This window comes from Paenibacillus physcomitrellae (assembly GCF_002240225.1).
Classification (GTDB): Bacteria; Bacillota; Bacilli; order Paenibacillales; family Paenibacillaceae; genus Fontibacillus; species Fontibacillus physcomitrellae.
In genome coordinates this window covers 2,384,795-2,410,461 of sequence record NZ_CP022584.1, presented here as the reverse complement: position 1 = coordinate 2,410,461, position 25,667 = coordinate 2,384,795, and the positions used below count along the sequence as shown (strand labels likewise).

The window sequence follows — 25,667 nt, the reverse complement described above, 5'->3', positions numbered from 1 at the left end:
TTCTTAAGGAGGAAACGTATGAGGGAGAAGCATTCAAGTTGGAAAAAGAAGCTGGTAAACAGCGTATTTGCAGCGGCACTGGCTTTGCCGCTCCAGCTGTTCGTATTGGGAGCAGGGCAGACAGCTTTGGCCGAAGGACCGGCCGATCCTGCACCGTTCATTAACGCAAAGGTTGTAAACGAACATGCAGGGCAAAAGATTTTGTTCGACAACACCCATGAGCAAACCGCGGGAGCGGCTGACTGGGTTATTGACGGCGCTTTTTCCGACTTCGGCAATGCGCTCGCGCAGGAAGGCTACTATGTGCAGGAGCTTCGCAAGACAACTCCAATCACGTTAAGTGATCTCAGCGGCTACGATGTATTTGTTGTAGCAGAATCCAATGTACCTTATAAGGTAAGCGAACAACAGGCTATGGCTGAATATGTGGAGAACGGAGGCAGCATCTTTTTTATCGCCGACCACTATAATGCGGACCGAAATAAAAACCGCTGGGACGGCTCCGAGGTATTCAACGGCTACCGCCGCGGCGCTTGGGAGAATCCGGCCAAAGGCATGAGTGCGGAAGAAGCTAATTCGGAAGCGATGCAGGGCGTTGAGAGCTCCGACTGGCTGGCGAACGAGTTTGGCGTCCGGTTCCGGTACAACGCTTTGGCCGACATCAACGCGACTAATATCGTAGCTCCGGATCAAGCCTTCGGTATTACGGAAGGCGTTTCCGCTGTAGCGATGCATGCTGGTTCTACGCTGGCTATTCTTGACCCGGCAAAAGCCAAGGGCATCGTGTATATGCCGCAAACCAATGAATCATGGGCCAATGCGGTGGATCAGGGCGTATATGAAGGCGGCGGCGTGGCGGAAGGCCCTTTTGTAGCTGTAGCGAAAAAAGGCGCCGGCAAAGCCGCTTTTATCGGCGATTCTTCGCCGGTAGAGGATGCGACTCCTAAATATTTGCGCGAAGATACAGGAGGCAGAAAAACCACTTATGACGGCTTCAAAGAAGTAAACGACGGTACTCTGCTGGTGAATACCGTCAACTGGCTGGCTAATCAGGAGGATTATACGGACTTCACTCAGGTGGACGGCCTGACGCTCGATCAGCCGACTACGCTGCTGCCGTTCGAAGAGCCTTCCCAGACCACGGAGCCGCAGTCTGAACCTTGGGCTGCACCGGACCCAGGCTATAAATGGTATGATCGTTCTACATTTAGAGCGGGTTCTTTTGGCGGACCGGCTGCAACAGCAAGTGCGGTGTACGGCTTCAACCATCAGGCGGTTCTGCCCAATGCGGAGGATTTCCAAATCCGCGTAACGGCGGATAATCTGCCTGCCGGCACGACGGTATCCGGCTTCCAGCTCGGCATCTATCAGGTCAGCGGCGGTGCCCAGATCGCTATGGTGCAGAACGCAGACGGTACCTGGCCGACCAGCTATGGATACAGCGCAAACTTCAGCTTGACGGCAGACTTGAAAGGACATGCTTATAAGGATTTGACGGTCCGCATCAAGCCGGGTACAACGGCAGCGTCTAATCTGCGTCTTCGCCTTAACGGAAGCAATCTGAAGACGGAATCAGTGACGCTGGGCAATGTGCCTGCCGAACAGCTCCCTCCGGAAGAAAGTCCGATTCCAGCAGCGGTTTCCATTGGCGAAGCCCGCGCTAAAGCGGCCGGATCTCTGGTGACTGTGGAAGGCGTTGTGACGACGGAGCCGGGTATTTTCGGCGGACAAGCTTTCTATTTGCAGGATGAAACAGGCGGCATTTATGTATTCCAAAGCCTAAGCGGCTTCCATGCCGGCGACACGGTGAAGGTAACGGCTCCGACTGCTTTGTACAACACAGAGCTGGAACTGTCCGACGTTGTCCAAATCGAGAAGACCGGAACGGCGGAGCTGCCGCAGCCTGTCGTTACCACTGCGGTAACGGATGCAAACCAAGGCCAGCTCTTGGAGCTGGACGGGGTGACGGTGACTAACATCATCAGCGCTACGCCTGCGGGTTCCTTTGAATTTGATGCCGTAGCGGCAGACGGCACAAGCAACCATATCCGTGTGGATACCCGTACAGGCATTACGCTGGACAGTTTTCCTTACAGTGAAGGGCAAAAGCTGAATATTAAAGGCGTTGCCGCCATTTTTAAAGGTGTATTCCAGCTCAAGCCAAGAGGTTTGGCTGACTTCTCCCCGGTTCAGGAAGAAACGGCTCCGGTTACTACAGCTTCCTTGTCCGCTGAACCCAACGCAGCTGGCTGGCTGAACGGCCCTGTAACTGCAGCGCTGGAGGTTGAGCAGGGCGGAGCGGACACGACTGTATACTATACTTTGGATGGCGGAGCACAGCAGGTTTACAGCGCGCCGATCACCGTTAGCGGAGACGGCAATCATACGTTAACTTATTATGCGAAGACGGCTTCAGGTTTAGAGGAAGAGGCTAAAGAACTGCAAGTTAAGATCGACGCGACTGTGCCAACAGCTGAGCTGACCGAGTCCGGCCATGCAGTAAGCGATGTAAGTGAGCAGGACCAGCTTGCTTTTGAACTGACCAGCAGCGATGCCATGTCAGGCGTTACTTCCGAGCAGCTGCTGCTGGACGGACAGCCCATCGTTAGTAGTCAAAACATCAGCGCGGCGGGCCTTGGTATCGGCTCCCACACGGTCAAATATATCGTTACGGATGCGGCTGGCAACACGGCTGAACAGAGCTACACTTTTCAGGTAAGCGGGAAAACGCTGGCCACAGGCGCTCCAGCCAAGCCGGTATTGTCTTCCAACAGCGGTTATAAGAACGGGCTGAGCGACGGCAGCTACACCGTTACGATGAACCTGTGGTGGGGCAATAACGGCACCACTTACAAGCTTTATGAGAACGGAATGCTGATCGATACCCAAACGTTAAGCGATGTTTCTCCATCGGCTCAAACGGTAAGTACGGATGTACAAGGCAAACCAAACGGCACGTATGTGTATACTGCTGAATTGACTAATAAATTCGGCACAACTAAAAGCGATCCATTGACGGTGACAATCCGTGACGCTTCTCCGGGCAAATCGGTGCTGTCCCAGGACAACTGGGATGGCGACGGCTCTTACAAGGTAACGATGAACTTGTGGTGGGGCACAAATGCAACGGAGTACCGTTTGTACGAGAACGGTCAACTGATCGATACCCAAGCCCTTAGCGCCAAAACCCCGGCAGCTCAGTCTGCGGTCACTTCCATCAGCGGACATGCACCCGGCGTTTATGAATACCGGGCCGAGCTGGTGAACGCTGCGGGCGTTACTGCAAGTGACACGATTACGGTGAAAGTAAGCAAATAACAAGATAAGGAACGGCAGGCCGAGCGGCCAAGCCGGTCACATAAGGAATGATGAGGACAGCCGATCAAACGGTTGTCCTCTTTCTTTTTTATTGAAGAAACCCGGTAAAACAAAAATCCGCCCGTAGCCATAAACCGGGACTTGTCTTATGGTAATAGTAGGCAACCGATTTATGAAGGAGGACAGCCTATGCCGACTATTAAAGACATCGCTAGGCTGGCTGGCGTATCCATTGCGACTTGTGGCGGGTGCTGAATCATCATCCCTACGTGCAGGAGGATAAGCGGCGCAGGGTCGAAGCCATTATTGAGGAACTGAATTACCAGCAAAACATGAATGCCGTACATCTTGTTAAAGGAAAAACGCGGACTGTAGGGGTTCTGCTTCCTTACATCGATCACCCCTCTTTTCAGCTTATGGCCGGGGGCATTCTCGAAGCGGCTTTTCAGCTTCAGCATTCGGTGTTGTTCTGTCCAACCAACTATATCGAGCAGGAAGAGCTGAATTATTTGCAAATGCTGAAAAGCAAACAGATTGACGGCTTAATTGTATGCTCACCAATTAATCTTACAGGATCTGTGTGGATTCGGGGCAGGCCGGTTCAGCACTTATGATTATTATGACATTGCAGAAGTGCAGGTGGACAACAATCTCCTTCAGTACCGCGGCGGAGGCAGCCTCCGTTTGCTTTGGTTAAGGGACAGCGAAGACCGGCATTTGATGAATACGATCCGGCTGAAAGCCAGGGAGGCACAGATGGGCTTTTTCGCACGTCCGGATGAAGGCCTGACGCATCTGGATAGAGAATAAGATAAATGAAATAAGAACATTGGAATATAAGAAATTGGAGCAGAGAGGGTGGATGTTGTGGAAATCAGGCAGCTCAAAGCCGAAGAATTTGATCGAAGCACGGAATTGGCCGAATATGCATTTGGTTATAAGCTTTCTAAGGAGGAAAAGGAGCGGCGCCGCAGCCGGTTTAAGCCGGAGCAGTTGTGGGGCGCCTGGGAAGGAGAAGAATTGCAGGCTCGTCTGATCCTGCTGCCGCTGGAGATTTACGTGCAGGGCGCAGCGGTTTCAATGGGCGGTATTGCCGGGGTCTGCACCTGGCCGGAGCATCGCCGCAAGGGTCTGGTTAACCAGCTGCTGCGGCAGGCATTAACGCTCATGAAGGAACAGGGGCAAAGCTTATCCTGCCTGCATCCATTCCTGATTCCTTTTTACCGCCGGTTTGGCTGGGAAGTCTACACTGAATACAAGAAATACACGATCCCGGTTCCGGTCCTCGGAGCCAGCGGCAAATTTCGGGCACCCGGCATTGTAAAAAGAGGAATCAGAGACCTCGCCGTCCTTGCTCCTCTTTATGAAACGTTTGCCAAGCGCTATAACGGCACGCTCGTTCGAAGCCCGGAATGGTGGGAGAATTCCGTGTTTGATAATGAACTGTACACGGCCGTTTATTATTCCGAAGCCGGAACGGCCGAAGGGTACCTGCTGTACAAGACCAGCGGCCAGGACTTAACGGTGTATGAGTTTGTCTATTTAAACGAGACGGCTCGCCGGGGGCTGTGGGAGTTTCTGTCCAATCACGATTCCAAGGTTACGCAGGTTATTGTCGACCATGTCCCGTCGGATGATATGCTGCCTTATCTGCTGAACGATCCGCGCTGCAAGCAGGAGGTCCGGCCGTATTTCATGGCCCGGATCGTGGATGTGCGGGCGTTTGTCGGGCAGTATAAGTTTGAAGCTTCTTCCGCCACCGATGGTGAAACCGTCGTTACGCTGCGTCTTCAAGACGAATTTGCGGCCTGGAACGATGGGGAGTGGGAGCTTCGGGTCGGCCGTGAAGGGAAGGGAAAGCTGAACCGGATGCCCGCCGGAAACGCCGTGCCTTCAGAGGCAGGAGAATCCGCTGCGAAGCCGGACCTTGCAGCCGGCGGCCTGGCTACAGCCGCCGATTCCGCTGTAGGCGGCAGCCTGGCCGCAGAGGCCGTTTCCGCAGCTGCTGCTGAAGGTGCCGCCGCTGATTCTGCCGCAGGCGGGCCTGCAGTTGTTGTCAGCTGCGACATTCAATCCCTGGCAGCCATGCTGCTCGGGTATAAACGCCCGCAGGAGCTCTATCTGGCCGAACGGATCGGCGGCAGCCAGGCAGGGATTGCCGCGCTTGAGCAGGTAATCCCTCGGCGCGGAACGGCGCTGCTGGACTTTTTTTAACACAGCGTTAATCTTTTTAATCATTCCTTCCATTGACGAGCGGACAGTTGTCAGCTATGATAATCCTCATAGACGGACAATTGTCCGCGTATAGATAAAAGGAGAGTGGAAGTTTTGGATATGGGAGCTGGAGCATCATCCTCAGCTAACTTAGATCTAAGCAAAATCAAGAGAGGACCTATTGTTGCTGCACTCATTATCGGTGCGTTTGTATCGATTCTGAACGAAACCTTGCTGAACATCGCATTTCCCGATTTGATGAGTAATTTCGGGATCGACGAACCGACGGTTCAATGGCTGGCAACGGCATACATGCTTGTTGTAGGTATCTTGGTGCCGGTGACGGCCTTGCTGCAGCAGTGGTTTACAACTAGACAGATGTTTATCGGGGCGATGACCCTGTTCCTGATTGGTACGATTATTTGCGGCGTGTCGCCTACTTTTGGCGTGCTGCTGGTCGGCCGGATTGTTCAGGCACTCGGAACCGGTTTGATGCTTCCCGTGCTGATGAACACGATTTTGGCCATTTTCCCTCCGCAGAACCGCGGTGCGGCGATGGGGATGATCGGTCTTGTTATTATGACGGCGCCAGCGATCGGCCCGACTTTGTCCGGTTTGATCGTGGAATCGCTGACCTGGAGATGGCTGTTCTTCATCATCATTCCTTTGGCAGCTTTTTCGATTATTTTTGCAGCGGTATTCTTGAAAAATGTAACCGAACTTACGAAACCTAAAGTCGATTTTCTTTCGATTATCTTGTCTACCCTCGGGTTTGGCGGCGTGGTTTACGGCTTCAGCCGCGCGGGCGAGCACAGCTGGTCCGACACTACCGTGATTTGGACGATCGCAGGCGGAGCCGTGTGTCTGGCCTTGTTCATCTGGCGTCAGCTGGTGGTCAAAGAGCCAATGCTGGATCTGAGAGCGTTCAGATATCCGATGTTCTCTATTGTTACTATCTTGATGCTGATCATGATGATGAGCTTGTTCTCCACGATGATCATGCTGCCGCTGTTCCTGCAGAACGTGCTTGGTATGACGGCGCTGGCCGCTGGTCTTGTTCTGATGCCTGGCGGTATTGTGAACGGTCTGATGGCCCCGATCGCAGGGAAGCTGTTCGATAAATTTGGCCCGCGGGCTCTGGTTGTTCCAGGTCTTGCATTAATGGTCATTTCAATCATCCTGTTCGCGCAGGTGGATTCTTCCTGGTCGAAGCTGCATGTGATTCTGGTGCATGTGCTGATGATGATCGGTATTTCCATGGTCATGATGCCTGCACAGACAACGGCGCTGAACCAGCTGCCTAAACGTCTGTATCCGCACGGCACCGCGATCATGAACACCCTTCAGCAGGTGGCTGGCGCGATCGGTACAGCTTTATTTATCAGTATCATGACTTCCGGTACTAAACGTTATATTGAAAATAACGGCGCTCAGAATCCGATCGAGGCTATGGTTTCCGGTTTGCACAACTCATTTATGACAGGAGTTTACTTCGCAGCGGTCGCCTTTATCATTGGCTTGTTCGTCAAACGGACATTCTCCAAAGAGGAAGCGGACCTGAAAGAAGTGAAACCTGTTGCCGAACAGTAAAGAATTTGATGAGGTGTCCCTGAAGATTCAGGAGACGGCTCAGACCTTATTTGATGAATTGGGTATAGAGGAAGTTTCCATGCACAGAATCGCCCAGGAGACGGGAATCGGCCAAGGAACGTTGTACCGCCGGTATCCAAGCAAAAGCAAGCTTTGTTTCTCCCTGATGGAGAACAAGTTCAACCGCATGACCTGCGAAATTGAGGCTTATTTGATGGAAGCGCAGGATCAGCCGGTCTCCGTGCGGCTGTCCTCGATCATGAAGAAATTGCTCATGAATCTGGACGATGATCTGCAGAGTCTTAAGGCGCTGTTCAACTCCAGCCGGCTGGAGGAAGCTAAAGCGAATTTATATGAGCTTCCGCCCTTTATCTTCGTCCGCAGCAAGGTGCATGAGCTGCTGGCAGAAGCTGAGCGGAACGAGGAGCTGGTCTCCGTTGATCTGGTGTTTACCTCGAGCATGATTGCCGCTTCCCTCAAACCGGAGCTGATTTTTTATCTTCATGATTTGGGATATACTTCTGAACAGATTGTGGAAAAATATTGCGAATGCGCGATTAAACCGCTGTTCGTAGCACACTGACCCTGCTGAGAGCGGGCAAAAACGTCTCTGCTAACCTTACGTTGGCTGAGGCGTTTTTTTGTGCAACTTGAAGTTTGTTGGGGTTAGAGAGCCTTGCGTAAAGCAGCCGGCGGGTTTCGGTAGCCTGCAAAATAACTGGCTGATGCATTATTTTGCGTGCTTGATCCGCCCGTATATCCGGGTTGGAATTGGGTAATGTATTACAGAAAGCGACCCAAGAAATGGATAGGAGCGAGCAAGCGATGGCAAAAATGATCGAGACCGACATGATGAAGCAAAACGGAATGACGCCCGGAACGACGGTACAGACAACGCTCGGGACATATCTGTTCGATTGCCTGAAGCAAGAGGGGTTAACCGACATTTTTGGCATACCGGGCGACTATAATTTTACGCTGCTGGATGAACTGGAGCGATATGCAGGGCTTCGCTTTATCAATGGCCGCAATGAGCTGAATGCAGGTTATGCTGCGGATGCTTATGCCCGTCTGAAAGGAATGTCCGCGCTCATTACGACTTTTGGTGTAGGTGAAATGAGCGCCTGTAATGCCATTGCCGGCGCAACCAGTGAACATATTCCGATCATCCATATTGTAGGGGCACCGCCATCGATGGCCCAGCAGGAGCATAAGCTGATGCACCATACTCTGATGGACGGCAATTATGATGTGTTCCGGAAAGTATATGAACCGATCACGGCTTATACAGCAGTCCTGACGCCGGAGAATGCACAGATGGAAATTCCGGCGGCCATTGCGATGGCGAAGCAGAAGAGAAAGCCCGTTTACCTGGTCGTGGCGACCGATCTAGTGATGAAGCCGGTTACGCTGCGCAGCGTGCCTATGGCACCGCAGCCGTCAACCGCGCAGCCAGCGCTGCAAGCTGCGATGGAACACACGATGCAGCTGCTCGGCAAAGCACAGAGAGCAGTTCTGCTGGTCGACGTCAAGACCAGCCGGTACCATCTGCAGGAGCCTGTCCGCAAGCTGGCGGAAGCGCTGAATCTGCCGGTGGCCGCAACGGTGTTCGGGAAAGGGGCCTTTGATGAAGGCCACAAGCAGTTCATCGGCATTTATGCCGGAGCATTCGGGAGCCCGTCCATACGCAGCATCGTGGAAAATGCGGATTGCGTCATTGCCGTAGGCCTGGTCTGGGCGGACAGCAACACGGCTAATTTCACCGCCAAGCTGAATCCGGCGAACACGATAGAAATTCAGCCGGACCAGGTGAAGATCGGTGAGGCGGAATATCCTAAAGTCATGGCGGAGGATCTGCTGATGGCGCTGCAAAATTCCGGTTACCGCCAGCAGGCCGATGTTGTGCCGGGACCTTTCCCGTACGATCAGGCCAAAGGCAGTCCAGATGAGCCGCTGAAAGCGGAGGCGTATTATCCGCGCTTTCAGCAAATGCTGAAAGAGGATGATATTATCGTAGCGGAAACGGGAACCTTCTTTTATGGGTTGTCCCAGATCCGGCTGCCGCGCGGCGCGGCTTATATCGCCCAAGGCGGATGGCAGTCCATCGGCTATGCGACGCCGGCCGCGTTCGGCGCCTCGGTCGCGGAGCCTGCCCGGCGGGTGCTGCTGTTCACGGGTGACGGATCGCTGCAGCTTACCGCGCAGGAGATCAGCTCGATGATGAGCCACGGCTGCAAGCCGATTATTTTTGTGCTGAATAATTACGGCTACACGATTGAGAAATATTTGAATGTCAAAACGGAACACCAGAAATACAACCAGGTGCCGAACTGGTCTTATACGAAGCTGGCTGAAGCTTTTGGCGGTGAAGCCTTCACCGCGTTTGTCAGAAGTAATGCCCAGCTGGACGAGGCCATCCGCCAGGCGGAGAGCGAATGTCGGAACAAGCTGTGCATCATCGAAATGAGCGCCGCCGATCCGATGGATGCGCCGGAGTATATGCGGAACATGCGAAATTATATGGAGCAGCAAGAGAAACAGCAGGGGATGCAGCAGAAGCAGCAGCAATCCTGAACGGGAAGCCTTGTGCTATACAGGAGATCTTTCCCTTCGATTCTCTTCTCTGATCCCCAACAACGAAAGCCCCGATTCTTCCATGTGGATGGAGGAACCGGGGCTTTTTGCCGTCTGGCGGGTTTAACGGTTAATAACGTTAATAACGTTAACTATGCAGGCCAGGTTAGCGGGTTAGATCGGCAGCAGCGCCACCGCTTGTGTCTGCTTCAAACCAGCGACCATATCCAGCCACTCGCGCGGCTTCTGATCCAGTACGCTGTAGTAACGCTCCAGGAATTTCACGATCAGCTCGGCAGGCAGCTCGTCCTGCTCGTAATCAGCCGGCATAAAGCACAAATCCAGCCCGCTTACCGCCTCGCCGTCGTTGTTCCAAGACGGATGTACATAAGGGAAATCCAGACGTTTGTAGCCCAGATGCGACAGCACTTCACGGCGCACAAACGGGTCCATCGGTTTGACGCCGCCAAACTGATGATCCAGATCGCGATAAGGATCGTAAATCTCGGCGAACATGCCGTAAAGCTCCTTGCCGTTAGCCGCGGCCAAAGCCTGCAGGTCATCCTGTCTTTGCTTCCACAAATAACGGCCGATGCCCAGTCCCGGCTGTCCGATGATCGTGAAGTCGGTCATCGCCACATTAAAATCCTCGTAATAGCGGTATTCCGTCGTCCCGACTACTTTGCCGTCCAGCACGGCGACGAAGACGCGAATGCCCGGATCTTCAAGCGGTTCCTTCCAGAGATCGAATTCCAGCACTTCCTCCGGCGGAAATACCTCCTGCATCAGACGGTGCATATCCGCGAACAGCGGATCAGTAATGCTGGTAATCCGGTGGTACTGCATGTTTGGCTTCGTCAACTCAGATCCATCTCCTTGATTTAAAAATTACTCAGCAATCCTTTCGAAATCTCTCATCTCGTTCCCTAGAAAATCTTTTCGTTCCTTGAAAATCATTTCATGACACCTTTAAAAGGGTTGCGCCATTCCATCAGCGTGCCGTAGTTTAAGGATTCTTCGTCCTCCAGATAACCGGCGACCACTTTGACCGGCGTTCTTCCGCAGCGCAGCAGGAACGTCAGCACAGGGTCTTTCAGTTCCCCCTGGATGACAGCCTGAACATACTGTTCGGCGCTCAGGGAAGCAGCGTGGTGATGATAGCCCGGCATCCGTCCTCCGCCCAAGAGGCGTTCCAGTCCAAGCTGGATCACCACCTCGTACATGGAGAACATGAGCCATTTGCCCAGTCCCAGCTTACGGTAGGAAGGGGCTACTGAAATATCTACCACATAAAGCGTATTGCCTTCCGGCTTATGATTGCGGATATAGCCTTCATCCGTGACCTCTGCCCACGTATGATCCGGATGCTCCGGATCGAAATCAACCATCAGTCCGGTCATCGAACCGGCCAGCTGGCCTTCAATCTCCACGCATAACGCCCCTTCAGAGAACAGGGCGACATGGTTCTGCAGCTGCTCCCGGTTCCACCACAGCTCCGAAGGGAAAGGAGGAGGGAAGCAGGCCTGCTGAATCGCAATCATGCCGTCAAAGTCCTCTTCCCGGTAATTCCGGATAACGGCCGGGACGGGCCGGCCGTCCTGCCCGTAGATATAAAATTCTTTGCGGTACATGCTGCGGCCACCGGTCAACTCACCCGCCATCTTGCGGGCCATGTTACCAACCCTCTTACCAACCCTCTCACCAGCTATCTCACCGGCCATCTTAAAGGCTGCTTTCTCCGTCTGTTTATCCGGTTCCATTCTCAAGCCTTCCAATCCGGATAAAGATCAGTCCGGCGGTCACGCCAGGTGCTGACGGAACCTTTCTTGCGCACCTGCTCAAGCAGGTCCAGATCCAGGTCGGCTGTCACAATCATATCCTGGTTGATTTCGCCTTCGGCCAGGATGCCGCGCGGCGGGAAAGGAATATCGTTCGGTGTAATCACCGCCGCCTGCCCGAAATTGGCACGCATGAAATCTACGGTTTGGAGCGCGCCGACCGTTCCGGTAGATACGACGTAAACCTCGTTCTCCACAGCCCGGGCATGGCTGGTATAGCGGACCCGGTAGAAGCCGTGACGGTCATCCGTGCAGGACGGACTGAAGATCACATTAGCCCCTTTGGCACGGGCCATGCGGACAATCTCGGGGAACTCGATGTCATAGCAGGTGAGCATGGCAATTTTGCCCTTCTCCGTCTCGAAAATCTCCAGTCCTTCTCCCGGAGTTATGTTCCACTCGTCTACCTCGGTTGGTGTGATATGCAGCTTGGCCTGCTCGGCGACGCGGCCATCGGGATAGAAGAGGTGGGCCGTATTGTACAGCTTGCCATTCCTGCGGATCACATGGGTACCGGCAATGATATGCATGTTCTCGCGGGCAGCCAGCCTGATGAACAGCTCACGGTATTGCTCGGAGAAATCCGGCAGGTCGCCGATTTCCAGCGCTTTCCCTTGTCCATCACCAATGGACAGCAATTGAGTCGTCAGGAATTCGGGGAACAAGATAAATTCGGTTCCGAATTCTGCAGCGGTTTTTATATAGTGTTCAGCCTGGTCGGCGAATTCATCAAAAGTATGGATTGTGTGTAAATGGTACTGAACAGCAGAAACTCTTAGTTTCATATAGACCTCCTTAGAGCCGGCAGAAAGGGTCGCATAATCCTGCGGCTGGCATAATACCGTCATTATGAGGGGAAAGGGCCCCTATTTCAAGTACTGACCTGCGGGTAACCAGGTATTCAAAAGGTACTAAACGGCCCGCGGAAATAAGCGCAAGATTCGCCATCTCTTTAAGTTTGTCCTGGAATACGAGATATAATAGAACAAAAATGACGATAAAGCGTTTACAAGAATTCCAACACAGAAAGCGGGATTGCAAGCTATGAATAATACTTTGAATACGTATTGCAAAGTGCTGATTGTAGACGATGAAATGCTGGTCCGGCAGGGCATCAAACATCTGTTTGACTGGGAGAGTGAAGGATTTACGATTGTCGGGGAGGCTTCCAACGGGAAGGAGGCGCTGGAGCAAATCTCACTGCTTCGGCCCCATATTATTCTCATGGATATCGTGATGCCAGTCATGGACGGCGAAGAGCTGGCCCGCATCATTCAGATCAGGTATCCGGACGTCAAAATCGTGGTGCTCAGCAGCTTCAGCGAATTTGAATTTGTGCGTTCGACCTTTCAGAGCGGAGCATCGGATTATATTCTTAAACCCAAGCTGGATGCAGTGGAGCTTCTCGGAATTTTGAAAAAAGCATCCGGCACCCTTCCCGGACTCCAGAATGCCGATCAGCCAGACCGGAGCGGCCGCTGGCTTGCAGCCGCGCTGGATAAGCTGGTCTCCGGTTACCCGTTCGACAACGAATCCATTCGCGGGCGGGTGCTTAGCTCCTTTGTCCGGCCCTCCTTTGCTTTACTGAGCATGGAACGGTTAGGCGGCCAAGGCCAAGCCGAACGTTCGTCCGAGGAACTTCAGCACACGGCCGAAGCGGTGCTTGAATCAATGATCCGGAGCGGGAATCTGCCTTTGGAGTTTCGTCCGTTAAGTCAGGAGGCTGGCCGAAGCCGGTGGTTATGGAATGCCGATGAGCGTTTCTTTGGCTCGGCGGGTCTGGCAGCGGATGTGCTGCAGCAGCTGGTGGAGGGCTGCGAGCTGGAGGGGCTGCCTGCAGCTGCTGCGCTCAGTGCCCCTTTTCACGATCTGGAAGCTCTTCACGAGGCTGCCGAGCAAATCCCGGCTTTGCTGGAGAAACGGTTCTTCCTGCCGGACGAACGTGTATTTATGGCCGGAGAGCGGACGGCTAAGCCGCTGGCTTCTCCGGCCTTCGATGGCGAAGCGTTTAATCAGGAGCTGAACGGGCAGGAATTCCAGGCCGCGTTCGCCCGGCTGCGAGATTATCTGGCAGCGGTGCCCGGCAGGCTGGACATCGGTATGTATGAATTTAAATCCTTGATGGGCCACTGCGTCTTCAACATTATTCTGGCACTGCTCCGTTTCCAGTATGAGGCCCGCAGGCTGGAGGACCGGAAATATGAATATTTTCGCAGCATTCATGAGTCGCTTGATATTCGGGAAGCGTCCGGGTGGATCGAAGCTTTCCTGGGTGAAGCAGAGGATTGTGTCCTGCAGCGGACCCGCTCGGCGGGCAATCAGGCTGTTCAGCGGATTCTCGAATTTATCCAGGAGCATTACGCCGAACCGCTGACGCTGACGGAAATTGCCCATCATTTTCATTTTAATCCGTCTTATTTATCCAATTATTTCGCCACCCATAACAGCGAAGGCTTCAGCGAATACCTGAACAAGGTCCGGATCGAGCAGGCCTGCAGGCTGTTAAGACAGGGGGATATGCCGATCTCCGACATCAGCAGCCAGGTCGGTTATTCGGAGCACAGCTATTTCACCAAAGTATTCCGCAAGCAGAAAGGCTTGTCCCCAAGCCAATACCGTAAGCAACTTATGGAGGGACAGCTTTGATGATGCAGCGGACATGGATGCGTTTCTCCCAGCAGACCTTATTCGGGAAAATTTTTATCGTGATGGTCGTCAGTACGATCTCCGTCGCCCTTGTTACTTCTCTTATCATGGTTCAGGTGGCTCAAAATTTGTTCATGAACACGTTCAGCATTACCAACTCCAAGGTGATCACCCAGATCAAGAACAGCTTTGAAGATTTCAACTATGGCATCGTTACCGTTTCTAATGAAGTAGCGCAGAGCTTTACTGTCAAAACCTTCCTGACGGAAGGGGATCAGGATTCATTAACCGATGCGCAGTCTGTATACCGGATGACCGAGCAGATGAAGCATATTCAGACCAGCTTGGACCTCAAGGAAGTTGCTGTGGCGGTGCTTGGCATAAACGGTAGAAGCTACTTTAACAACCGTGCTTATTGGACAGGCACAACCGAGGAACTCCGGGACAGCGTACTGTACGAGGAGACGATCCAGCATCCGGAGAAGCTGTCCTACCATTATTTCAAAGGCAGCGAGGAGACCGACGGTCAGCCGCTGATTATAGCTTCGAAGGCGCTCAGAACTCCCTCTACGAAAGAGATTTACGGGGTTTTATTTATGATGATTCGCGAGCCGGATTTCCGGCAGTTCTATGCGAATTTCACAAGCGTGGGCAATGATGTCGTTATTGTGGATCAACAAGGCCTGATCGTCTCCAGCAATTTGGAGGACCGGATCGGGGAAAGGTCGGAAGAGCTGCTGCGCAGCGCGGCGGCTATTCAGGAGAGTGATCTCGACTATACGACGGTGAACAGCAGGGGGGTTAACGGTATCGTATTGGCCGATAATCTGCCTACTTATGATTTCTATATCGTTAACCTGATCGATAAGAAAATGGCGCTGGCAAAGCTGTTCCCCGTTAAACAAATCGTTGTAACCGGAGCGGCTATTGTAGCAGCTTCCCTGCTGATTCTGTTTATTATCATCCGCCGCGTGACCCGTTCGCTGCGCCTCTTGGTCAGACAAATGTCCAGGGTGACCAAACGGAATTTTCATAACTACATTACGATAGGCGGAAGCTACGAAACCAAGGAGCTGGGAACGGCTTTTAACTATATGCTCGACGAATTAAACGATTATATCAGCAAGCTTGTCCAGACGCAGAAGGAGCAGCGCAATGCAGAGCTGGCCGCTTTGCAGCGGCAGATCAATCCGCATTTTCTCTATAATACGCTGGCTTCGGTCAATATTCTGGTGCAGCGCGGCAACAAGGAGAAAGCGACGGAGACGATCCACGCGCTGATCTCCCTGCTTCAGAATACGATCAGCAACGTAGCTGAAACGATCACAGTAGAAGAAGAACTTGTCAATCTGAAGCATTATGTGTTCATTAACCAGGTTCGTTATGGAACCGGCATCCAGGTCGATTTCTTTGTTTCGCCGGATTGCATGAAGGCCAAGCTGCCGAAGCTGATCCTTCAGCCGTTTGTGGAGAACTCCTTCTTCCACGGCTTTAAGGACCGGAATACCGGCTATATCTACGTCATGATTGCGAGAGAAGGCGGGATACTGCTCTGTGAAGTGGTCGATAACGGGGACGGCATGGATCTGGAGCCGGGGCCGAACAAGCTGCCAAACTCCAGCAACAGACGGCAGATGTTCAACGGCATCGGTGTAAGGAATGTGCATGAACGCATTCTGCTGCTGTATGGCGAGAATTATGGCGTGTCGATCGAAAGCAAGCCGGGAGAAGGGACTAAGATCAGGCTACGAATCCCCTGGGAGGTTCACGATGAACATGCTGAAACACGATCATACACGATGTAACGCGATCAAACACGCTGAAACACGATCTTGACGATGTCACGGCGGACAGCTAAACATCCCCCGATAATCAAAAAAGGCCCAAAAACCAAAAAAAATGCCAGTACCCAAAAAAAGTGCAAAACCGCCAAAATGAATACGCTTGCAGGACCCAATAATATCGCAAATCCCGGTAGATAAATTCCTAACGAATCTTTTCAGCAGGGTGCTAAGATAAATTCACAAACAGCAAGCGCTTTCAATACGGAAGGCGCAGTCATCCATGAATGGAGTTTCGTTAGGAATGAAATTCCATCAGTAATGGAGCTTCACAGGCAATGAACTTTCATAAACAAGGGGGATTTCAAAGTGAAAAAAGCATTTGTTCTTCTGCTCGCCACCTTTCTGCTGCTGACTGCATGCTCCAGCAAATCGGACAACTCGGCTTCCGGAGGCAGCAACGGCGATTCCGGCAAAGCGATTTCGGTCTGGGCCTGGGACCCGAACTTTAATATTGCTGCCATGAAGCTGGCCGTTGAAGCCTATAAGAAGACGGACCCGGATCAACAAGTTGATGTAGTGGAATACGCGCAGGATGATATTATCCAGAAGCTGAATACCGGCCTTAACTCCGGTACGACCAACGGTCTTCCGAACATCGTGCTGATTGAGGATTACCGGGCGCAAAGCTTCCTGAAGGCTTATCCTGACGCCTTCTACGATCTGTCCAGCTTGATTAAGCCGGAGGACTACGCCGATTACAAAATCGCCTCCAGCAGTCTGGACGGCAAACAATACGGCGTCCCATTCGACTCCGGCGTAGCGGGACTTTATGTCCGCACGGATTATCTGAAGGACGCTGGATATACGACAGCCGATTTGACGAATATCGACTGGGGCCGCTATACCGAAATCGCCAAGGACGTCAAAGCCAAAACCGGCCATGACATGCTGACCCAGGACCCGAACGACCTCGGGCTGATCCGCATGATGATTCAGTCCGCCGGTTCCTGGTACACGAAGGAAGACGGCAGCACCCCGGATTTGAAAGACAACGCCGCTTTGAAGGATGCCTTCCAAACCTACAAGGCTCTGATGGAATCCGACACGGTTAAGATTACTTCTGACTGGAGCCAGTTCCTGGCCGGCTTCAACAGCGGCGATGTGGCTACCGTTCCAACCGGCAACTGGATTACGCCATCGGTGAAAGCGGAGGCTTCTCAGTCCGGTAAATGGGAGATCGTGCCAATGCCTAAGCTGAAGAATACATCCAGCTCTGTCAACGCAACGAACATTGGCGGCAGCTCCTGGTATGTATTAAATATTCCGGGCAAAGAGAAGGCGGCGGAATTCCTGCAGAAGACGATGGGCTCTGATGTAGCGCTGTACCAAGACATGCTGAAAAATGTAGGCGTCATCGGCACCCTCAAAGCAGCCGGTGAAGGCGAAGCTTATAAAGAGGGAGACGACTTCTTCGGCGGTCAGAAGACGGTTGATGATTTCACCAAATGGACGCAGCAGATCCCGAGAGTCAATTATGGCATGAACACTTACGCGATCGAAGATATTCTGGTCAGCGAAATGCAGAACTACCTGAACGGCCAGGATCTGGATAAAGTGCTTGCCGATGCGCAGGCCCAGGCTGAAAGCCAATTGCATTAAACCGTTGCACAAAGCTAATCCTTGAAATCCTTGAAACCCCGCATACCGTCCTCCAGCAGGGCGGTATGCTGCTTATTAAGCCCACTGAACCCGCAACCAAGCGGGAAGGGGACATTCCTGGCACACTGTTAAGTACTGTTAAGGAAGAGAAAGGAGCCTGCATCATGAGAAGCGAATCCGCAGTTCGCCGCCGCTCTAATGGCGCTTTGACCGGCTGGATGTTTGTCATCGTCGCGGTCGTTTTAATCTGTGCGTTTTATTTCTATCCGATGATCCAGGCGCTGTTATTGTCGTTCAAGACGGGAACGGGCGCCCATATCCATTTCAACGGGGTAGACAACTATAAACGGCTGTTCACCGACAAGGTTTTTATCACCGCCTTAAAGAATACTTGCATCTTCCTGGTCATCCAGGTGCCGATCATGATTTTGTTGTCCATTTTTATTTCTGTCCTGCTGAACGACAGCAAGCTGAAATTCAAGGGATTTTTCCGTACCGCGATCTTTCTGCCGAGTGTAACCTCTCTGGTTGCTTATTCGGTCGTGTTCAAATACATGTTTGGCACCGACGGGCTGGTGAATCTGGCATTGACCAAAATGCATCTGATTTCGGCGCCGATTCAGTGGATCACTGACCCATTCTGGGCCAAGATCACCATCATTATTGCGATTACCTGGCGCTGGACCGGCTATAACATGATCTTCTATCTTTCGGGCCTGCAAAATATCGACAGCTCCATTTACGAAGCCGCCCGGATTGACGGGGCATCCGCCTTCCGCCAGTTCCGTTCAATCACGATTCCGCTGCTTAAACCGATCATCCTGTTTACTTCCATCACGTCAACCATCGGTACGCTGCAGCTGTTCGACGAGGTTATGAATATTACGAAGGGCGGTCCTGGCAACGCGACCATGTCCATTTCGCAGTATATTTACAATTTGTCGTTTAAATACACACCGGACTTTGGATATGCGGCCACCGTGTCCTATACGATCGTGATCCTGATCGTGCTGCTCTCCATCATCCAGTTTAAAGTGGCAGGTGACAGAAAATGACCAAATTCAAACGTTTCTGGATGTACGTGTTTCTGATCCTGGCTGCTGCTGTTTCGATTTTTCCGTTCCTCTGGATTCTCGTCAGTTCGACGAATCTGTCCAAAGATGTATCCAACGGCCGCCTGCTGCCGGGCGCGCAGCTGATTCAGAATTTCCAGCATTTAACCGAGCAGATCAATCTGGGTCAGGCGCTTTGGAATTCGGGCCGGATTGCCGTTATCACAACGGTGCTGGCGCTGCTGGTGGCCTCGCTGGCCGGATATGGCTTTGAGATTTACCGGAGCAGAGCGAAAGACATCGTATTCAACATTCTGCTCCTGTCCATGATGATTCCATTTGCTTCCCTGATGGTGCCTTTGTACCGGATGTTCGCGCAGTTCTCCGGAACGCTTCCTTTTATCGGCGTCGATACGGTAGCTTCGGTTATTCTGCCGACGTTCACGACGGCGTTCCTGATCTTTTTCTTCCGCCAAAGCACCAAAATGTTCCCAAGAGAGCTGCTGGAGGCGGGTCGGATTGACGGACTGAGCGAGCTTGGCTTGTTCTTCCGCGTATATCTGCCGACGATGAAGACGACTTATGCCGCCGGTGCGATCATTACGTTCATGTCGAGCTGGAACAACTATTTATGGCCGCTCGTCGTCCTGCAGTCGCCGGAGAAACGCACGATTCCGCTGCTTATCTCCAATCTTGGCTCGAGTTATTCGCCGGACTATGGGATGATCATGGTAGCGATCGTCATCTCGACCTTGCCGACGGCGCTGGTATTTTTCCTGATGCAGAAGCATTTTGTCGCCGGTATGACGGGCTCTGTGAAGTGATTGTTCTGTGAAATGACTGTTCTGTATAATATTCATCATAAAATAACCATCTATAAACGCCCGTCCATAAAACAACCGTCCGTAAAACGTCCACAAGGAGTGTTAATCCATGTCAGAACAACAACCCAAGCTTAGCTGGCTCAGCGACCCGGCTGTCTACAAGGTCAACCGTATGGATGCCCATTCGGATCACCGCTATTACCGGACGATGGAAGAAGCGGAGGCAGGAGGGACTATGACCATGCGCCACAGCCTGAACGGCGCCTGGAAGTTTAACTATGCGGTGAATGCGGCGGCGAGGCCCGAGCTGTTCTACCGCAGCGATTTCAGCACGGAAGGCTGGCGCGACATTCAGGTTCCGGGCCATATTCAGCTGCAGGGCTTCGGCAGCCCGCAGTATGTGAACACGATGTATCCCTGGGATGGACTGGACGGCGTAAGGCCGCCGGACATTCCGCAGGAGCAGAATCCGGTCGGCAGCTACGTGAGAACGTTTGAGCTGCCGGACGGGTTTAAGCAGCAGCTGGTGTATATTTCTTTTCAAGGTGTGGAATCCGCCTTCTATGTATGGCTTAACGGCCAGTTCGTCGGCTACAGCGAAGACAGCTTTACGCCTTCCGAATTCGAGCTGACGCCGTATCTGCGGGAAGGAAGCAACAAGCTGGCCGTGGAGGTGTTCCAGCGCAGCACCGGAAGCTGGCTTGAGGACCAGGATTTCTGGCGGTTCTCCGGTATTTTTCGTGAGGTCTATCTCTACACGGTTCCGGAGCTTCATGTGCAGGATTTAGGGGTGCGGACGGAGCTGGATGATACTTATACGGAGGGAACTTTGCATGCCGAGTTGAGATTGAAGGCGGCCGTTTCAGCTATGGGGGGAACCTCATTGAACGCCACTTCGCTCTCCGGGAACCATGTTCCGGCAATTAACAACAGCATTCCAGCAACCAATAACAGAGTTCCGACATCCAATAACAAAGTTCAGGCATACGGCGGCCAGGTTTCAGCCCGACTGCAGCTGAAAGATGCGGAAGGGAATATTATTTTGACAGAAACCGCGGCTTTTGCGGATGGCCAGCTGGCGGTGTCGCTTGCGGCAGGTCAGGTCCAGCTATGGAGCGCCGAACGCCCGTATTTGTATAAGCTGTGCATCTCCGTGCTGAATGAAGCTGGAGAAACGGTGGAAGCGATTGTACAGAAGATCGGCTTCCGGCGGTTCGAAATGAAGGATAAGCTCATGACCCTGAACGGCAAAAGGATCGTATTCAAGGGCGTGAACCGTCATGAATTCAACTGCCGCCGCGGTCGGAGTATTACCCGGGAAGATATGCTCTGGGACATCAAGATCATGAAACAGAACAACATCAACGCCGTGCGCACATCGCATTATCCGAACCAGACGCTCTGGTATGAGCTGTGCGACGAATATGGACTGTATGTGATCGACGAAATGAATCTGGAGAGCCATGGCTCCTGGCAGAAGCTTGGTGCGGTTGAGCCTTCGTGGAACATCCCTGGCAACCGTCCGGAGTGGCAGGACATCGTGATGGACCGCGCTGTTTCGATGCTGGAACGGGATAAAAACCATCCGTCCATCCTCATCTGGTCCTGCGGCAATGAGTCTTACGCCGGTGAGGTCATTTTGAACGTATCGAATTATTTCCGGGCCAAAGACCCCGGACGTCTTGTCCACTACGAAGGCGTGTTCCATAACCGCGATTATGACGCAGCCAGCGACATGGAGAGCCGGATGTATGCCAAACCGGCCGATATTGAAGCTTATTTGAACAGCAATCCGTCCAAGCCGTACATCAGCTGCGAATATATGCATGCTATGGGCAATTCCATAGGAGGGATGCACAAATATACGGAGCTGGAGCAGAAATATGAGATGTATCAGGGCGGTTTTATCTGGGATTACATCGACCAGGCTCTGGTGAAAAAGAACCGCTACGGACAGGATTTTCTCGCTTATGGCGGCGATTTTGGGGACCGTCCTACTGATTATAGCTTCTGCGGAAATGGTATTGTCTTTGCCGACCGGACCTTGACCCCGAAGATGCAGGAGGTGAAATTTCTGTATCAGAATATCAAGCTAGTACCGTCTCCGGAAGGCATCCGGGTCATTAACGGGCAGCTGTTTGAAAATACGGATGCTTACGTGCTGCGCTGGAGCCTGCAGAGCGAAGGGGAGGAAATCGCCGGCGGTCAGCAGGAGATCCGGGTTGATCCCGGGCAGGAGGTCGTCGTGACGCCCGACCGGGGAGATGGGCGGAAGACGGAGCAGCTTGCCTCCGGCGAATACTGCATTCAGGCGTCGCTTCATTTAAAGGAAGCGACGTTATGGGCGGGGGCCGGATTTGAGATCGGCTTTGGCCAGCATATTTTTACCGTGGAACAGCAGAGAGAAGCTGCCGGAGCCCAGGCCGGGCGTGTACAGAATCCAATCCAGGTCCCGGTCAAAGGCAAAGTGCAAGTCGTCGAAGGCGACGTAAACATCGGCGTTAGTGGCGACGGGTTCACCGCTTTGTTCTCCAAAGGCGCGGGTTCACTTGTGTCGCTGCGTTATGAGGGGCGGGAAATGATCGAAACGCCGCCGGCTCCGCTGTTTTGGCGGGCAGCCACGGACAATGACAAAGGGACCGCACTCGGGTATCATGCCGGAGCTTGGTTTGCGGCCAGTCTGGCCCGCAAATGTTTGTCCGTAGCTTTATCCCATGAGGACAAGAGCAGCGCTACCGTAACGTTTGAATACGGCTTCAGTATTCATCCGGACCTCCGCTTCATTACGGCCTATACCGTATTCGGTGACGGAAGCATCCGCGTAAAAGCTTCATATCTGGGCGCCGAAGGCCTGCCGAATCTGCCGATTGTGGCCTGGTCGTTCAAAATGAACGCCGACTACAGTCAAACGGAGTGGTTTGCCCAGGGCCCAGAGGAGAACTACGCCGATCGCAGCTTTGGCGCGCGGCTGGGCTGGTTCAGAAGGCCGATTGCTGAACTTGTGACGCCTTACCTGGTGCCGCAGGAATCCGGCAATCGCACAGGGGTCCGCATTCTCCGCGTGACGGATGAAGCAGGTTTCGGTCTGCAGGTTCAAGCAGATCCTAAGGCTCCGCTTGAGGCCATGGTCTCGCCGTATACCGCCTTTGAACTGGAGCAGGCGGCCCACGCTTATGAGCTTCCGCCCGTTCACTATACGGTGGTCACGATTGCCGGCCGGCAAATGGGCGTTGGCGGCGATGACAGCTGGGGAGCGCCTGTGCATCCGGAATACCGAATTCCTTCCGGTCAGAATCTGGAATTCGCGTTTACGCTTGGATTTTTCCGTTCATAATGGATCATCTGCATGATTATAAGCCATATAGTATAGTAGACAACACCCTATGTTATAGGGTGTTTTTTCATGATTGGAGGGGAACGAACCCCCGCCCGTCCATTGGATGAAGGAAACCTATATTTTGAAAATAAAGGATAGTTCATCCTATAAATAGAAATAGAGGATAAATAGTTTATGGGATAAAGCTCCGGAATGATCCGGACGGACGGAAGCCGGGGGAGCAGCGGAAGGGGAGGTAAAACACAATGAATACCCAAAGCCTAAAGCAGCCAAGGACCTACGTAATCACGCATTTTTGGGGCGTGAAACCCGTCTTTTCCAGCTTGATATTGATGGTTATACTGGGATTCTCCATGTATCAGCAGATTCAAGCTCATTTGAGGCATCCTGGAAGACAGAGTTACTTCATTTTCATCGGATTATTTGCGGTCTGCTTCACCGCCGCTCTCATTCAGTTAGTCGTTTCGATCCTTCGTTATTTCAAGCGGGGACAGCTGACGATCGGGGATGAATACCTCGTTGTGGACGGGTTAAAGCTGTACCCTGAACAAATTCATTGTATAATGGTAGACGAGTATTTTCTGCCAAGTATCGCCGTGAAACCGCGGGGGAAGCGGATCACGCCGGGCAGGCTGGTTTTTCGATTTACGGAAGCCCATGTGCAGTCCTTGGTTGAACTGGACGATTGGGCGAAGAACCAGGGGATACGCATAATTAATAAAAGATTTTTCCGGTGGATGTAAACGTCGGGGGATGTAGACAGATGGGGGCGAATATGGCAGAGTCAGGGGAATCCTACAAAATAAAAACAGCTACCGGTACCGAGTCGCTGATCGTGATGGTGCTCGCGGTAATCGTGGTTGCTGATTTGGTGAGACGGGCTTATGTGACGGACGAAGGGCTGTTGTTCTATGCGGCCGTTCTGGTCTTGATTTATTGTGTGGTTCTGACGGTATTGGCGTTGATCAGAGTCTTTAAGAAACCGGGCGAGCTGCTCATCACCAGAAAGGCGTTGTCCTTGTACGGGCGCACGCTTGAGGCTTCGCAAATTGATGAAATCATGGTGAACGGATTCTCCAGAAAGCTGATCGGCATTAAACCTAAAGGCCGCAGGCTGGTTCCGCTGGCTTTGGGATTCCGTTTTGTAGAGGACGCGAACGAGGCCTTCAAGGATTTGGAGCACTGGGCGGCAGCTAATCAAGTCCAGATGACCGAGAAGAAATTCTTTAAATGGATTTGATTTTACAAAAATCACATTTTCGGTTGATCTTCTTCTAATGATAGGGGAGTAAATTGGTTACAAACCCGAATCCGGAAGTGGGCTCATCTTGGGAGCCGCCGACAACCGAAAAATGAGTCAGATGGCTTTGCTCCGTCTGGCTTGTTTTTTTATGAGTTGTAATCTTTTATGACTTCTATTCTTCTGAAGGAAAAGTTTCAAACGATCAACCGATTAACCGATCAATCGATCGTAAACAGGGGGCTTTAGAGTGATCAAATATAATATTTGTTTGATGAGGAAAGGGCCGGAGGTGCTTCTGCTCAACCGTGAGCGTTCGAGCTGGATGGGCTGCTGGAACGGAATCGGAGGCAAGCTGGAATCCGGAGAGACGCCGCGCGACTCCATGATCCGGGAAATTTTTGAAGAGACGGGTATACCGGAATATGAGCTGCATTTTAAAGGCCTGATCACCTGGAACAGCGGAGGTTCAGGATATGGCGGAATGTACACCTACATAGCTGACGTGCCGGAAGATTATGAGCTGGCAACCCCGATCAGGACGGATGAAGGCATTCTCGACTGGAAAAAGGTCGATTGGATTCTTGACCCCGAGAATCGGGGCATCGCCTCCAATATCGTAAAGACGCTGGATACGCTGCTTAACGACGGCAGAATTTATGATCATCATTGCACTTATGAGGAGGAGCAAATCACCGGCTATGAGAAGATGGAGATCGCTCCGGAGCTGGAGACGGATGCCGAGCTGCGTGAGGCGTATTTTCAGCATTATGCGGCCCGGCGGGCAGGCGGAATGACTTCTATATAGGGAAGGCAGGGGACAAGGGGATGGCCGTTACATTTTTACATACAGAAAGGCTGGATCTGCAAAGTTTAACTGGGCAGGATGCGGCTGAGGTTTTGGCTTATATCAACAGAAATCGTAAGTTCCTCGAGCCATGGGAGATCCGCCGTGATGCTTCCTATTATACGCTTGAGGCGCAAAGGCGGCTGCTCACTGAAGAAGCGGAGAACATGGAGTACGGGCAGCTATTCAAGCTGTGGTTTCGCACACGGGGCGACCACGGCCGGATTATCGGTTCCGCCGCGCTGAGCAATATCGTCAGGGGCTCTTTTCTGTCCTGTCATTTGGGCTACAAGCTGGATGAGGAGGAGCGGAACAAGGGGTATATGACCGAAGCGCTCCAGGCGATGATCGACTACGGCTTCCGTGAGCTTGGACTGCACCGGATCGAAGCCAACATTATGCCGCGGAACGCGGCATCCCTGGCGGTAGTACATAAGCTTGGTTTCTACCACGAAGGTGTAGCTTTCAAATATTTGAAGGTAGGCGGCGTTTGGGAGGATCATATTCATATGGTGCTGCGGAATGAAGCAATGGAGCAGGAGCTGCCGAATCCGTCTATTTTCCTATAGTCAAAACCTAGTAAGCAAGCTATAATACAAGAACAAACTAATTACCCAATATTATCCATGGTGAAGAACACCTCCGGCACAGGCATCGAACTGCCCGGGGTGTTCTTTTTGCGTTTGGGCAGATTTTTTCTTGAAATTACATAGGAAACAGTAAGCTGGGATGAAAAGCGAAGGA

Annotated in this window: 19 protein-coding genes and 1 pseudogene; 17 read left to right on the top strand and 3 right to left on the bottom strand. The window is 52.4% G+C overall.

Annotation, left to right across the window (positions count from 1 at the left end; genetic code table 11):
* Positions 1 to 18: 18 nt before the first annotated feature.
* The 7 genes and pseudogenes from CBE73_RS10935 to CBE73_RS10910 all read left to right on the top strand — a co-directional run bounded on the left by CBE73_RS10935 (position 19) and on the right by CBE73_RS10910 (position 9,696).
* Positions 19 to 3,318, top strand: a complete 3,300-nt coding sequence (locus CBE73_RS10935; RefSeq protein ID WP_094094248.1) for a chitinase N-terminal domain-containing protein — start codon at positions 19 to 21, stop codon at positions 3,316 to 3,318.
* 189 nt (positions 3,319 to 3,507) lie between these two features.
* Positions 3,508 to 3,884 (top strand): annotated as a pseudogene (locus tag CBE73_RS10930) (LacI family DNA-binding transcriptional regulator); the annotation flags it as partial.
* A gap of 73 nt (positions 3,885 to 3,957) precedes the next feature.
* The gene (locus tag CBE73_RS21920; RefSeq protein ID WP_157739513.1) at positions 3,958 to 4,128 is read left to right on the top strand and encodes a hypothetical protein; all 171 of its coding nucleotides are present in this window, start codon (positions 3,958 to 3,960) and stop codon (positions 4,126 to 4,128) included.
* Between the two features lie 48 nt (positions 4,129 to 4,176).
* Positions 4,177 to 5,532 carry a GNAT family N-acetyltransferase gene (locus tag CBE73_RS10925; protein ID WP_174704705.1) on the top strand — a complete coding sequence of 452 codons (1,356 nt, stop codon included), beginning with the start codon at positions 4,177 to 4,179 and terminating at the stop codon, positions 5,530 to 5,532.
* 120 nt (positions 5,533 to 5,652) lie between these two features.
* The gene (locus tag CBE73_RS10920) at positions 5,653 to 7,122 is read left to right on the top strand and encodes a DHA2 family efflux MFS transporter permease subunit (RefSeq protein ID WP_373286394.1); all 1,470 of its coding nucleotides are present in this window, start codon (positions 5,653 to 5,655) and stop codon (positions 7,120 to 7,122) included.
* The gene (locus CBE73_RS10915; RefSeq protein ID WP_157739511.1) at positions 7,109 to 7,705 is read left to right on the top strand and encodes a TetR/AcrR family transcriptional regulator; all 597 of its coding nucleotides are present in this window, start codon (positions 7,109 to 7,111) and stop codon (positions 7,703 to 7,705) included. Before CBE73_RS10920 ends, CBE73_RS10915 begins: the two co-directional genes overlap by 14 nt.
* A 251-nt stretch (positions 7,706 to 7,956) precedes the next feature.
* On the top strand, positions 7,957 to 9,696 hold the full coding sequence (locus CBE73_RS10910) for an alpha-keto acid decarboxylase family protein (protein WP_229752783.1): 1,740 nt from the start codon (positions 7,957 to 7,959) through the stop codon (positions 9,694 to 9,696).
* Positions 9,697 to 9,870: 174 nt separating this feature from the next.
* Here the strand turns inward: CBE73_RS10910 and CBE73_RS10905 are convergent, their stop codons facing one another.
* The 3 genes from CBE73_RS10905 to CBE73_RS10895 form a co-directional block, all read right to left on the bottom strand.
* Positions 9,871 to 10,542: a GNAT family protein gene (locus tag CBE73_RS10905; protein WP_094096257.1), complete on the bottom strand. Its 672-nt coding sequence runs from the start codon at positions 10,540 to 10,542 to the stop codon at positions 9,871 to 9,873.
* 107 nt (positions 10,543 to 10,649) lie between these two features.
* Positions 10,650 to 11,327 (bottom strand): GNAT family N-acetyltransferase, encoded by a 678-nt coding sequence (locus tag CBE73_RS10900; protein WP_094096256.1) that lies wholly within the window; start codon positions 11,325 to 11,327, stop codon positions 10,650 to 10,652.
* 131 nt (positions 11,328 to 11,458) lie between these two features.
* Positions 11,459 to 12,319 carry a carbon-nitrogen hydrolase family protein gene (locus CBE73_RS10895; protein WP_094094244.1) on the bottom strand — a complete coding sequence of 287 codons (861 nt, stop codon included), beginning with the start codon at positions 12,317 to 12,319 and terminating at the stop codon, positions 11,459 to 11,461.
* 259 nt (positions 12,320 to 12,578) lie between these two features.
* Here CBE73_RS10895 and CBE73_RS10890 point away from each other — a divergent pair, with 259 nt between their 5' ends.
* The 10 genes from CBE73_RS10890 to CBE73_RS10845 all read left to right on the top strand — a co-directional run bounded on the left by CBE73_RS10890 (position 12,579) and on the right by CBE73_RS10845 (position 25,492).
* The gene (locus CBE73_RS10890) at positions 12,579 to 14,180 is read left to right on the top strand and encodes a response regulator transcription factor (protein ID WP_094094243.1); all 1,602 of its coding nucleotides are present in this window, start codon (positions 12,579 to 12,581) and stop codon (positions 14,178 to 14,180) included.
* 2 nt (positions 14,181 to 14,182) lie between these two features.
* A complete protein-coding gene (locus tag CBE73_RS10885; protein ID WP_094096255.1) occupies positions 14,183 to 15,985 on the top strand; it encodes a cache domain-containing sensor histidine kinase in 1,803 nt (600 codons plus the stop codon).
* Between the two features lie 345 nt (positions 15,986 to 16,330).
* On the top strand, positions 16,331 to 17,623 hold the full coding sequence (locus tag CBE73_RS10880) for an extracellular solute-binding protein (RefSeq protein ID WP_094094242.1): 1,293 nt from the start codon (positions 16,331 to 16,333) through the stop codon (positions 17,621 to 17,623).
* A 164-nt stretch (positions 17,624 to 17,787) separates the two neighbouring features.
* A complete protein-coding gene (locus CBE73_RS10875; protein WP_094096254.1) occupies positions 17,788 to 18,678 on the top strand; it encodes a carbohydrate ABC transporter permease in 891 nt (296 codons plus the stop codon).
* Entirely contained in the window at positions 18,675 to 19,499 is an 825-nt protein-coding gene (locus CBE73_RS10870) for a carbohydrate ABC transporter permease (protein ID WP_094094241.1), read from the top strand. Before CBE73_RS10875 ends, CBE73_RS10870 begins: the two co-directional genes overlap by 4 nt.
* A 109-nt stretch (positions 19,500 to 19,608) precedes the next feature.
* On the top strand, positions 19,609 to 22,833 hold the full coding sequence (gene lacZ / locus CBE73_RS10865) for a beta-galactosidase, LacZ type (RefSeq protein WP_094094240.1): 3,225 nt from the start codon (positions 19,609 to 19,611) through the stop codon (positions 22,831 to 22,833).
* A 248-nt stretch (positions 22,834 to 23,081) separates the two neighbouring features.
* Positions 23,082 to 23,579, top strand: a complete 498-nt coding sequence (locus tag CBE73_RS10860; protein WP_094094239.1) for a hypothetical protein — start codon at positions 23,082 to 23,084, stop codon at positions 23,577 to 23,579.
* Positions 23,580 to 23,611: 32 nt separating this feature from the next.
* A complete protein-coding gene (locus CBE73_RS10855) occupies positions 23,612 to 24,076 on the top strand; it encodes a hypothetical protein (RefSeq protein ID WP_157739509.1) in 465 nt (154 codons plus the stop codon).
* Between the two features lie 250 nt (positions 24,077 to 24,326).
* A complete protein-coding gene (locus CBE73_RS10850; RefSeq protein WP_094094237.1) occupies positions 24,327 to 24,884 on the top strand; it encodes an NUDIX hydrolase in 558 nt (185 codons plus the stop codon).
* A 20-nt stretch (positions 24,885 to 24,904) separates the two neighbouring features.
* On the top strand, positions 24,905 to 25,492 hold the full coding sequence (locus tag CBE73_RS10845) for a GNAT family N-acetyltransferase (protein WP_094094236.1): 588 nt from the start codon (positions 24,905 to 24,907) through the stop codon (positions 25,490 to 25,492).
* The last annotated feature ends 175 nt before the right edge of the window (positions 25,493 to 25,667 follow it).

What these genes read in the sequence shown, in the direction of transcription:
- CBE73_RS10875 (WP_094096254.1), top strand. Translation starts at nt 17,788, where the DNA reads ATGAGAAGCGAATCCGCAGTTCGCCGCCGCTCTAATGGCGCTTTGACC.
- CBE73_RS10900 (WP_094096256.1), bottom strand. Translation starts at nt 11,327, where the DNA reads ATGTACCGCAAAGAATTTTATATCTACGGGCAGGACGGCCGGCCCGTC.
- CBE73_RS10935 (WP_094094248.1), top strand. Translation starts at nt 19, where the DNA reads ATGAGGGAGAAGCATTCAAGTTGGAAAAAGAAGCTGGTAAACAGCGTA.
- CBE73_RS10870 (WP_094094241.1), top strand. Translation starts at nt 18,675, where the DNA reads ATGACCAAATTCAAACGTTTCTGGATGTACGTGTTTCTGATCCTGGCT.
- CBE73_RS10920 (WP_373286394.1), top strand. Translation starts at nt 5,653, where the DNA reads ATGGGAGCTGGAGCATCATCCTCAGCTAACTTAGATCTAAGCAAAATC.
- CBE73_RS10890 (WP_094094243.1), top strand. Translation starts at nt 12,579, where the DNA reads ATGAATAATACTTTGAATACGTATTGCAAAGTGCTGATTGTAGACGAT.
- CBE73_RS10895 (WP_094094244.1), bottom strand. Translation starts at nt 12,319, where the DNA reads ATGAAACTAAGAGTTTCTGCTGTTCAGTACCATTTACACACAATCCAT.
- CBE73_RS10905 (WP_094096257.1), bottom strand. Translation starts at nt 10,542, where the DNA reads ATGCAGTACCACCGGATTACCAGCATTACTGATCCGCTGTTCGCGGAT.
- CBE73_RS10855 (WP_157739509.1), top strand. Translation starts at nt 23,612, where the DNA reads ATGGCAGAGTCAGGGGAATCCTACAAAATAAAAACAGCTACCGGTACC.
- CBE73_RS10860 (WP_094094239.1), top strand. Translation starts at nt 23,082, where the DNA reads ATGAATACCCAAAGCCTAAAGCAGCCAAGGACCTACGTAATCACGCAT.
- CBE73_RS10845 (WP_094094236.1), top strand. Translation starts at nt 24,905, where the DNA reads ATGGCCGTTACATTTTTACATACAGAAAGGCTGGATCTGCAAAGTTTA.
- CBE73_RS10885 (WP_094096255.1), top strand. Translation starts at nt 14,183, where the DNA reads ATGCAGCGGACATGGATGCGTTTCTCCCAGCAGACCTTATTCGGGAAA.
- lacZ (WP_094094240.1), top strand. Translation starts at nt 19,609, where the DNA reads ATGTCAGAACAACAACCCAAGCTTAGCTGGCTCAGCGACCCGGCTGTC.
- CBE73_RS10910 (WP_229752783.1), top strand. Translation starts at nt 7,957, where the DNA reads ATGATCGAGACCGACATGATGAAGCAAAACGGAATGACGCCCGGAACG.